We start from the raw sequence: 10,032 nt of genomic DNA on the forward strand, positions 1-10,032 counted from the left end.
GCCGGCGGGTGTGGCTTTGGGCTGGTGCGGGGGGTCGGGGTCGGCGGGGCGTCGGGTGGATGCTGAGGCGGTGCGGGTGGCTTCAGCCTGCGGGACGTCGGATGCCGGCGAGTGTGGCTCGGGGCCGGTGCAGGGTCTCGGCCTGCGGGGCGTCGGGTGTCGGCGGGTGTGGCTCGGGTTGGTGCGGAGGGTCGGGGTCGGCGGGCGTCGGCTGCGTGCTCAGGCGGCCCGGACGGGCTTCAGCCGACGGGGCGTCGGGTGTAGGCGGTGTGGCTCGGGCCGGTTCTGGAGTCTCGGCCGCTGGGGCGTTCGAGTCGACGGGTGTGGCCCGGGGGCCGGTCCGGAGGGTCTCGGTCGGCAGGGCGTCATGTCGCCGGACGTCGGTGGGTGCGCCCGGCCCGGTCCGACGGCGCGCGCATGCCTGCCGCGCCGCGGCGGCGGCACCCTCGACGGGATCCGGGACGACGGCGTCACCCCGCCGCGTCGTCGGACGCCGGCGGCTCCTCCTCCACCCGTACCACCGTCCCCGCCCGCAGCCCCCACCCCGCCATCGCGCCCGCCTCCGCCTCCAGGACGTGGCGGGCCCGCGGCCGGGGCAGGCCCAGGCGGCCCGGAGGCATCGTGCGCACGGCGAGGACCCTGAGGCGCCGGTCCAGGTAGGCGACGTCGATGGGGATACGCATGCCGAAGGTGTGGATACCGCTCGCGGGGGAGAGCAGCAGCGCGCCCTCGATGCCGTCCCGGCCCAGCAGACCCTTCGTCCGGGCGCGGTAGGACGTGGCCACCTCCAGCGGCAGCGTCACCGGCCGCTCCGCCTCCACCGTCAGGCGTCCCCGCCCGTCCCGCCAGCGTCGTCCCGCGGCCATCCGCCGAACCCCCCTCGCACCTCGTACTCGCCACGACCGTAAAGGAGTTGCCCTCGCCCCGGGCCCCGGATAGGAAGACTCCATGACTGAACTGGGTGCCGTCTTCCGTCCTCAACTGCCGCCAGAGCGTCTGCGGGAGGTGGTCCGGGTCGCGGAGGGGACCGGTCTGGAGCAGCTGTGGCTGTGGGAGGACTGCTTCCTGGAGGGCGGCATCTCCACGGTCGCCGCCGCGCTGGCCTGGAGCGAGCGCCTCAAGGTCGGGGTCGGGCTGCTGCCCGTGCCGCTGCGGAACGTGGCCGTCACCGCGATGGAGGCCGCCTCCCTGCACCGGATGTTCCCGGGCCGGGCCATGCTCGGCGTCGGGCACGGCGTCCAGGACTGGATGGGCCAGGTGGGCGTCCGGGCCGCGTCCCCGCTGACGCTGCTGCGCGAGCATCTCGACGCGATGCGGGCGCTGCTGGGCGGACAGCGGGTGACCCGCGAGGGCCGTTACGTCCGCCTGGACGACGTGGCACTCGACTGGCCTCCCCAGGAACCGGCGCAGGTGCTCTGCGGCGGAACCGGCCCCCGCACGCTGCGACTGTCCGGCGAGGCCGCCGACGGCACGATCCTGCACGCGGGGACGTCCCCCGAGCGGGTGCGCGCGGCCCGGCGGATCATCGACGAGGGCCGCGCCGAGGCCGGCCGCACCGACCCGCACCGCCTCGTCGTCTACCTCGTCACCGCCACCGGCCCGGACGCCGCCGGACGGCTGCACGCCGAACTGACCGCCGAGGGCGTCGCCGACGTCCCCGGCCTCGGTGCCGCGGGCGACGCCCAGGCCGTCGCGGACGCCGTACGACGGCTCGTGGACGCGGGCGCCGACTCGGTGATCCTCCAGCCGACGGCCGAGGAGAAGGACATGGAGGGGTTCGTACGGTTCGTCGGCGACGTACGGCCGCTCGTGCCGTAGGAGCCGCGCGGACGTAAAAAGCGGAGGCGCGCCCCGTGCCCCGGCTGTCACGATCTCCGCATGGACACGCAGCAGCGCGACCGCTCGTTCGAGGACCTCGTCGCCGAGGGCGCCTCGGTGCCCACCGAGGGATGGGACTTCTCCTGGTTCGAGGGGCGCGCCACCGAGGCACGGCCCTCCTGGGGGTACGCAGTCTCCCTCGCCCGGCGGCTGGCGGACGCCGAGGCCGCGCTGGACATCCAGACCGGCGGCGGCGAGGTGCTCGACTTCGCCCTCGGCCGCGCCGGTCGCACGCCCCGCCGCAGCGCGGCGACCGAGGGCTGGCCCCCGAACGTCGCCCGGGCCTCCGCGCTGCTCGCCCCGCGCGGCGTCGTGCTCGTGGACGCCGCCGAGGACGCGCCGCTGCCCTTCGCGAGCGGCACCTTCGACCTGGTCTCCAGCCGCCACCCGGTGACCCCGCACTGGGCCGAGATCGCCCGGGTGCTGGCCCCCGGCGGCACCTACTTCGCCCAGCACGTCGGTCCCGACAGCGTGTTCGAGCTCGTCGAGTTCTTCCTCGGCCCGCTGCCCGAGGAGGTCCGTCAGGCCCGCCACCCCGACCGCGAGCGCGCCGCCGCCGAGGCCGCCGGGCTGGAGGTCGTCGATCTGCGCGCCGAGCGGCTGCGCGTGGAGTTCCTCGACATCGGCGCCGTCGTCCACTTCCTGCGCAAGGTCGTGTGGATGGTGCCGGGCTTCTCGGCCGAGCTCTACCGGCCGCGGCTGCGCGCGCTGGACGAACGGATCCGCGCGGAGGGCTCGTTCGTGGCCCACAGCAGCCGGCATCTGTTCGACGTCCGCAGGCCGAAGGACTGACGCTCGGCCCCTTCCCGCGTGCGGCCCGCTCGGACCGGCGCGCGCCGCGGGCCCCTCAAGCGTGCGGCCCCGTCGTCACCTCGCCCCGCACCAGCTCCGCCCGAGCCTCCAGCACCTCGCCCACCCGCTCGGCCTGCCCGGCCAGCTCCCGCTCCTGCCGGGCCGTCAGCGCGGTGAGGGACTCGACCGTCACCGTCGTGCGCCGGCCCCGGCGCCGCTGGTGCCACACCCCGGCGACCACGCCGTCGACGAGCAGCACGGGGTGGTTGCCGGCCTGGCCGCGGGCCAGGGCGCGTTCGTACGCGGGTCCGGGGAAGAGCCGTTCGCGCGGCTGGGCGGCGATGCCGTAGGCGTCGAAGTACGGCAGGAGCCGGACGCCGCGCGGCGGGTCGTCCGGGAAGGCGGTGTCGCCCGCGGCCACCCACGCCAGGCCGCCCTCGAAGTCGACCTCCTCGATCTCCCCGGTCTCCTCGGCGGCCGCGAACAGCTCCTGCGCCCACGCGGGCGGCGCGGCGAGCCAGCCGGCGAAGTGCCGCGAGGTCGCGGGCCCGTAGGCCAGCAGGTAGCGGTGCAGCAGGGTGCGCAGCGCCTCGTCAGCCGGGAGCGGCCGCGGGCGGGGCGGGCGGGTGTACGTCACCCTGCGGCCGCGGTCGGGGCCGAAGCACAGGGCGCCCGACTGCCCGGCGCGGTGCAGCACGGTGCGCCAGCGGGGCCACATGCCCTGGAAGGCGGGCATCACCAGGTCCCCGGCCCAGGGCCCGGTGCGGGCGAGAACCTCCTCGCCGAGTTCGTCGGCGGTCAGGCACACGCCGTCGAGCGCGTCGCCGATCGCCGCGACGACCTGTGCGGCCTGTTCGTCGTCGAGCCGGACCCCGGGCGGGAAGGGGTTCGGCCCGGACGGCACGGCGGGCAGGGCGGCGGTGAACAAGGGGAGGTCGCGCGCGGCCAGCAGATGCACCGTGCCGCGCGGCCCGAACGTCTTGATCAGCGTGCTGGCGCGCCACAGGGCGTCCCGTACGTCCGCGCGCGTCGCCCCCGCGGCCCGCAGCCCCACCGAAAGCTCGGCCGCGGACAGCACCTGGGCATGCGCCGCGGGCATCGTGGCGACGACGTCGGCGAGCGCCGTGCCGGGCGGCGCGGGATTGGCCAGGAACTGCCGTCCGAGCCGCCGTGCCCCGGCGGCCTCCCAGGTGATCCTCGAAGACGTCATACCAGCGAAGCTAGTGCCCCGACAGGCAACGTTCGCCCCGTCGCGACGCCCGGCACGCCCTCTCGCCGCACCGGGCACAGACCCAAGTACATCCAGTACGAGGGCCTGCACCCGGCACACCGAGAGCACGCGCCGGACGCCGCTCCTTGACGGGCAAACGCTGCCTGCCGGGGCACTAGGCGGTGAAGAGGACAGATCCTGTCCGCCGGGGCCTTCCCTTACACCTCTTCCGCCTCACTGTTCACAGCTTTTCCACATCGTTATCGTGATCGTGTCGCAAAGGATCACCGATCTGGCGTAAGTTCAGACCAAGGTAATTCGCGTGAGCAAAGCTGCGCGGGCGGTACCGCGCAGTGGAGGGGGCTGCGCGGTGCCCTGCCTTCTCCCGCCCGTCAAGTGGGCGTTCACCCCCGGGTAGCCCATCGGAGGGACCCGGTCTCACCCTGCGCTTTCGCTGCGTTCCGGCCATGAACGGCCCCTGAGCCAGGCATTCCGGAGTCATCGGTCCGTTGTCATCCGATTTCGGAGAGTAATTGAGCCGCGCCGATGCACGCAGCATCACTTACGAAGGGTTATGGTGGAAACCCCCCCTCGGGCCGGTCCGTCTCCCCCCCACGGACCGGCCCGTTTTATTGCTCCCGCCCGGACACGCGCCTCGCGGCGGCGCCGGGGCCGTACGGAAGCCGTTCGCTCCGCGGCAGCGCGGGAGCCGTACGGAAGCCATTCGCTCCGCGGCAGCGCGGGGGCCGTACCGAAGCCCTCCGGACGGCACTCGGCCCCACCGGCTCTAGCAATCCTCTAGCAGCGGTAGGCTGCCGCCGCGGGGACTGCATCCGCACAGGAGGGGCTGAACATCACGTGAACCTGCGCGACAAGCTGCGCGGCCTGCTCGTCAGGCTGTACGCACGCCGGGTGGAGGGCCACCTGGACCACGCTCAGGTGCCCCAGCACATCGGTGTGATCATGGACGGCAACCGCCGCTGGGCGAAGGCCGCCGGCTCCACCACTGTGCACGGCCACCGCGTGGGCGCGGAGAAGATCGAGGAATTCCTCGGCTGGTGCTCCGAGACGGACGTCAAGAACGTCACCCTCTGGCTGCTGTCGACCGACAACTTCGACCGCCCCAAGGAGGAGCTCGTCCCCCTCCTCGGCATCATCGAGGACGTCGTACGCACCCTCGGCGCGGACGGCCGCTGGCGCGTGCACCACGTCGGCACGCTCGACCTGCTGCCCTCCCCGATGCAGCACACCCTCAAGGAGGCCGAGGAGGCCACCCGTCACGTCGACGGGATAACGGTCAACGTCGCCATCGGCTACGGCGGCCGCCAGGAGATCGCCGACGCGGTCCGCTCGATGCTCCTCGACGCGCAGGACAAGGGCGCCTCCCTGGAGGAGATCGCCGAGACCGTCACCGTCGACATGATCGGCCGCCACCTCTACACCGGGGACCAGCCCGACCCCGACCTCGTCATCCGCACCAGTGGCGAACAGCGGCTGTCGGGTTTCATGCTCTGGCAGACGGCTCACTCGGAGTACTACTTCTGCGACGTCTTCTGGCCGGCGTTCCGCAAGGTCGACTTCCTTCGGGCCCTGCGCGACTACGCGGCACGCCACCGGCGTTACGGCGGCTGAGAACGTTCGGTCGCGCGACCGACGGAACCTTCCCCCGTTCGAGGGGACCGCGCACGGAGCCTTCCCCCGCGCGTCGGGACCGCGGAGGTGCGGCCGGGCGCGCTGACGCACCACGCGTCACAAGGAGTTCACCGGTCTGCCGTCATATGCCCTGGCATGGCGGCGCGTGTTCGAGGGCATAAGCCAAACAGGTCGACACCCGAACCACGGGTGTCGGTTCTCAGCGGGCGGCACGGAGCCGTCCGCCCGGGAGGCCCTTTGCACCAGCCCCACCGTGCGGTCGCCGCACGGAAGCAGCCGCGGAGGGCCGGTTTTCGGCCCGCGGCGCACAAGGGCCGTCGACCGGTCCGGCTCCACCTCGTCGCTCCCCGACCTCATCCGAGGGGGTACGTCCTTCCGTGGTGACCAGCGCAAAGCGCCACACGTCAGACCGGCGCACCTACGTTCTCGACACCAGCGTCCTGCTGGCCGACCCGAACGCCCTGACCCGCTTCGACGAGCACGAGGTCGTGCTCCCCATCGTGGTGGTCACGGAACTGGAGGCCAAGCGGCACCATCCCGAACTCGGCTACTTCGCCCGGCAGGCCCTACGCCTGCTGGACGACTACCGGGTCCGGCACGGCCGTCTGGACGCCCCCATCCCGATCGGGGAGCTCGGCGGCACGATCCGTGTCGAGCTCAATCACTCGGACCCCAGCGTTCTGCCGAGCGGCTACCGCCTGGGGGACAACGACTCCCGCATCCTCGCGGTCGCCCGCAATCTGCAGGCCGAGGGGTTCGACGTCACCGTGGTGTCGAAGGACCTGCCGCTGAGGATCAAGGCGTCCTCCGTCGGTCTCCAGGCCGAGGAGTACCGTGCCGAGCTCGCCATCACGGAGAACTCCGGATGGACCGGAATGTCCGAACTGACCCTCCCCGGCGAACAGGTGGACATCCTGTTCGAGGACGGACACGTGTACGTCCCGGAGGCCGCGGACCTGCCCGTGCACACCGGCCTGACCATCCAGTCCGAGCGAGGCAAGGCCCTCGGCCGGGTGACGGCCGAGGGCAACGTCCGTCTGGTGCGCGGCGACCGCGAGGTGTTCGGCATCAAGGGCCGCAGCGCCGAGCAGCGCATCGCGCTGGACCTGCTGCTCGACCCGGACGTCGGCATCATGTCGATGGGCGGCCGGGCCGGCACCGGCAAGTCTGCGCTGGCGCTGTGCGCGGGCCTGGAGGCCGTGCTGGAGCGGCGCCAGCACCAGAAGGTGATGGTCTTCCGTCCGCTGTACGCGGTCGGCGGGCAGGAACTCGGCTATCTGCCGGGCACCGAGGCCGAGAAGATGAGCCCGTGGGCGCAGGCCGTCTTCGACACCCTGTCGGCGGTCACCTCCCGCGACGTCATCGAGGAGGTCACCGCCCGGGGAATGCTGGAGGTGCTCCCGCTCACCCACATCCGCGGCCGCTCACTGCATGACGCGTTCGTGATCGTGGACGAGGCCCAGTCGCTGGAGCGGAACGTCCTGCTGACGGTTCTGTCCCGAATCGGGGCGAATTCACGGGTGGTTCTGACCCACGATGTGGCGCAAAGGGACAATCTGCGTGTCGGGCGTTACGACGGTGTCGTCGCCGTCGTGGAGAAACTGAAGGGGCATCCGCTCTTCGCCCATGTCACCCTGACCCGGTCCGAAAGGTCCCAGATCGCCGCACTGGTGACGGAAATGCTGGAAGACGGCCCAATCTGAAGTCCCTGAAGGCCGTTGGCGCCGTCCCGCAAAGGCCGAGAGCCTAGCGGGGCGGCGCCTCCGTATGTGGGCGTTCGACGAAAACCCCTGGACCGAAAGGGATGTGAGCTTTCACACGCAACTCGGAATTGCCTCGCGTACTCCGGTTACGGCAGAGTCTCACTCCTGTCAGGCCCCGCATACGGCACACCTGTACCCCCAGCGGTACGGAACAACTCAAGCAGCACCGCCAACTCCATAGCGTCGTCGTATGCCGCCCGAGCACCACGCGGCGCTCCCCATCCGGGAGTTGCCCACCGGGCCCGTGCCTCCCGTGACCCGGTAAGTGGGGAGGCCAGCGTTCAGAGGGCACGATTGCGTCCGCCAGGGTCACCGAAGCGGACGATGCTGGAAGGAAACCGTGTGAGCCGGATCTCGGTCCGGGGATTCGCAGTGGCCTCCGCCACCGCGGTCACCGCTGTCGGAAGCGTCGTCGGCGTTGCCTCGGGCAGCACCGCGCAGAACAACGACGCCGAGGCGACGGCGGCCGACGCCACGCTCCTCGCGGACATACCCGCTGGCCAACATGCCCAGGTGCAGACCGCGTCCCTGACGCAGCAGGCCGACGCCCAGGCCATCGCCGCGGATGTCACCGCGAAGAAAGACGCGGAGGAAGCGGCCCGCAAGGCCGCGGCCGACACCGCCGTCGCGAAGAAGGAGGCCGCCGTCAAGGCGGCCGAGGAGGCCAAGGAGCGCGAGGAGGCCGAGAAGGCCGCCGCGAGCCGCAGCGCCGCGCGTGACGCCTCCACCTTCTCCGTCCAGAGCTCGTACAGCGTGTCGCAGATCCAGGCCATGGCCCGGCAGATGGTGCCGGGCGACCAGTGGACCTGCTTCAGCAACATCGTGGACCACGAGTCGACCTGGAACTACCAGGCGGTCAACCCGTCCTCCGGTGCCTACGGTCTCTTCCAGGCGCTGCCCGGTTCCAAGATGGTCTCCGCGGGCGCCGACTGGCAGACGAACCCCGCGACGCAGATCAAGTGGGGTCTGAGCTACATGGACGGCCGCTACGGCAGCCCCTGCGGCGCCTGGTCGTTCTGGCAGGCCAACCACTGGTACTGAGCCTTCCGCCTCAACCCTCTTCAGCCCCTGGCCGTCATAACGGTGAGGGGCTGTCGGCATGTACGGTCTCTCACGACGACTCCAGGGGGGAGTGGTGGGGCGAGACGGGGGAAGAAGGCGGATCATGTCGCGGGTGCCAGGGTGGCTCGGCCGGTTCGGAGCCGGACTGACCGAGATGGGGGCGCGGTTGGACGAGCGCCGGGCCGAGGTCGAGCACGAGCACGACGACCCCCTGCCGGACCGGCCCGCCCCGGTCGAGGCTCTCGACCGGTCGCCGGTCGTCCGGACGCCCCGGCCCGATCCCGCGCACGCCGTTCCCTGGGGGGTCCGGGTCGCCGCCGAGGCGGGGTGGCGGCTGCTGGTGCTGGCGGGCACCGTCTGGGTGCTCATGCGGGTCATCAGCGCCGTGCAACTGGTCGTCCTGGCCTTCGTCGCCGCGCTGTTGATGACCGCCCTGCTCCAGCCGAGCGTGGCCTGGCTGCGTCGGCACGGTGTGCCGCGGGGGCCCGCCACCGCGCTGACCGCGATCCTCGGTTTCGTCATCATGGGGCTGATCGGCTGGTTCGTCACCTGGCAGGTCATGGAGAACATCGACGACCTCTCCGACCAGGTCCAGGACGGCATCGACGAGTTGCGCCGCTGGCTGCTGGACAGCCCGTTCCATGTCACCGACAAGCAGATCAACGAGATCGCCAAGAACCTGCGCGAGGCGATCGGCGCCAACACCGACCAGATCACCTCGGCCGGCCTGGAGGGCGTCACGGTCGTGGTCGAGGCGCTGACCGGCATCCTGCTGGCCGTCTTCTCGACCCTGTTCCTGCTCTACGACGGCCGGCGCATCTGGGAGTGGTCGCTGAAGCTGGTTCCGGCGGCGGCCCGGCCGGGCGTGGCCGGGGCGGGTCCGCGGGCCTGGCGGACGCTGACGGCGTATGTGCGCGGCACGGTGATCGTCGCCCTGATCGACGCCATCTTCATCGGTCTGGGCATCTACTTCCTCGATGTGCCGATGGCCGTGCCGCTGGCGGTGTTCATCTTCCTGTTCGCCTTCATCCCGCTGGTCGGCGCGGTGGTCTCCGGCGCGCTCGCCGTGGTGGTGGCGCTGGTGACCCAGGGCGTGTTCACGGCCGTGATGACGCTGGCCGTGGTGCTGGCCGTGCAGCAGATCGAGGGCCATATCCTCCAGCCCTTCATCCTGGGCCGGGCGGTGCGGGTGCACCCGCTGGCGGTCGTGCTGTCCGTGGCCGCGGGCGGCATGGTGGCCGGCATCGGGGGAGCGGTGGTCGCGGTGCCGCTGGTGGCGGTGACCAACACGGTCGTCGGATATCTGCGGGCGTACGCCCAGGAGCCCGCGCTGCGTACGGCGCCCGACCCCCGGGGCGCGACCGTGATGGACGCCGCCCCGGTCGACCCGCCCGGCGCCCGGACAGCCGAGGGCCCCGCCCACCCGGAGGGGTGAACGGGGCCTCGTGGTACGGCGGTTGCCGGTTACCCGGCGAGGACCGCCTGGGGGAGAACGGGTAGCTCGCAGCGGCGGCTTGCGCCGCCCTTCTTGGGTGCCGGCTTCGCGACTTCCGGTGGCCGTTGGCTGGTCGCGCAGTTCCCCGCGCCCCTCGGCGGCCTGCGCCGCCTTTCTTGGGTGGCGGGGGAGCGTGTGTGGCTTGCGGTGTTCGGTGGCTGGTCGCGCAGTTCCCCGCG

General features: G+C 72.2%; 8 protein-coding genes. 6 read left to right on the forward strand and 2 right to left on the reverse strand.

The features are described from left to right. Window positions 1-470: 470 nt before the first annotated feature. Window positions 471-866 (reverse strand): DUF192 domain-containing protein, encoded by a 396-nt coding sequence (locus tag ABZZ79_RS03715; protein WP_356686098.1) that lies wholly within the window; start codon window positions 864-866, stop codon window positions 471-473. 82 nt (window positions 867-948) lie between these two features. Between ABZZ79_RS03715 and ABZZ79_RS03720 the strand changes: the two genes are divergently transcribed. Both ABZZ79_RS03720 and ABZZ79_RS03725 read left to right on the forward strand, forming a co-directional pair. Continuing rightward, the gene (locus tag ABZZ79_RS03720) at window positions 949-1,818 is read left to right on the forward strand and encodes an LLM class flavin-dependent oxidoreductase (RefSeq protein ID WP_356686100.1); all 870 of its coding nucleotides are present in this window, start codon (window positions 949-951) and stop codon (window positions 1,816-1,818) included. A 60-nt stretch (window positions 1,819-1,878) separates the two neighbouring features. Then, complete coding sequence (locus ABZZ79_RS03725; protein ID WP_356686102.1) at window positions 1,879-2,670, forward strand: methyltransferase domain-containing protein; 792 nt, start codon at window positions 1,879-1,881, stop codon at window positions 2,668-2,670. 55 nt (window positions 2,671-2,725) lie between these two features. On the opposite strand, the gene ABZZ79_RS03730 is transcribed toward ABZZ79_RS03725, so the two are convergent. Then, complete coding sequence (locus tag ABZZ79_RS03730; RefSeq protein ID WP_356686104.1) at window positions 2,726-3,880, reverse strand: winged helix DNA-binding domain-containing protein; 1,155 nt, start codon at window positions 3,878-3,880, stop codon at window positions 2,726-2,728. Between the two features lie 858 nt (window positions 3,881-4,738). Here ABZZ79_RS03730 and ABZZ79_RS03735 point away from each other — a divergent pair. The 4 genes from ABZZ79_RS03735 to ABZZ79_RS03750 all read left to right on the forward strand — a co-directional run bounded on the left by ABZZ79_RS03735 (window position 4,739) and on the right by ABZZ79_RS03750 (window position 9,793). Next, window positions 4,739-5,512, forward strand: a complete 774-nt coding sequence (locus ABZZ79_RS03735; protein ID WP_356686106.1) for an isoprenyl transferase — start codon at window positions 4,739-4,741, stop codon at window positions 5,510-5,512. 398 nt (window positions 5,513-5,910) lie between these two features. Continuing rightward, window positions 5,911-7,236, forward strand: coding sequence for a PhoH family protein (locus ABZZ79_RS03740; protein WP_356686108.1), 1,326 nt, complete (start codon window positions 5,911-5,913; stop codon window positions 7,234-7,236). Between the two features lie 402 nt (window positions 7,237-7,638). Next, window positions 7,639-8,337, forward strand: coding sequence for a transglycosylase SLT domain-containing protein (locus ABZZ79_RS03745; RefSeq protein WP_356686110.1), 699 nt, complete (start codon window positions 7,639-7,641; stop codon window positions 8,335-8,337). A 124-nt stretch (window positions 8,338-8,461) separates the two neighbouring features. After that, on the forward strand, window positions 8,462-9,793 hold the full coding sequence (locus ABZZ79_RS03750) for an AI-2E family transporter (RefSeq protein WP_356686112.1): 1,332 nt from the start codon (window positions 8,462-8,464) through the stop codon (window positions 9,791-9,793). The last annotated feature ends 239 nt before the right edge of the window (window positions 9,794-10,032 follow it).

Source organism: Streptomyces sp. NPDC006458 (assembly GCF_040612135.1).
GTDB lineage: Bacteria > Actinomycetota > Actinomycetes > Streptomycetales > Streptomycetaceae > Streptomyces.

Bases quoted from the DNA above. Each gene is read 5' to 3' on its own strand.
- ABZZ79_RS03750 (WP_356686112.1), top strand. From the start codon at position 8,462: ATGTCGCGGGTGCCAGGGTGGCTCGGCCGGTTCGGAGCCGGACTGACC.
- ABZZ79_RS03720 (WP_356686100.1), top strand. From the start codon at position 949: ATGACTGAACTGGGTGCCGTCTTCCGTCCTCAACTGCCGCCAGAGCGT.
- ABZZ79_RS03715 (WP_356686098.1), bottom strand. From the start codon at position 866: ATGGCCGCGGGACGACGCTGGCGGGACGGGCGGGGACGCCTGACGGTG.
- ABZZ79_RS03725 (WP_356686102.1), top strand. From the start codon at position 1,879: ATGGACACGCAGCAGCGCGACCGCTCGTTCGAGGACCTCGTCGCCGAG.
- ABZZ79_RS03730 (WP_356686104.1), bottom strand. From the start codon at position 3,880: ATGACGTCTTCGAGGATCACCTGGGAGGCCGCCGGGGCACGGCGGCTC.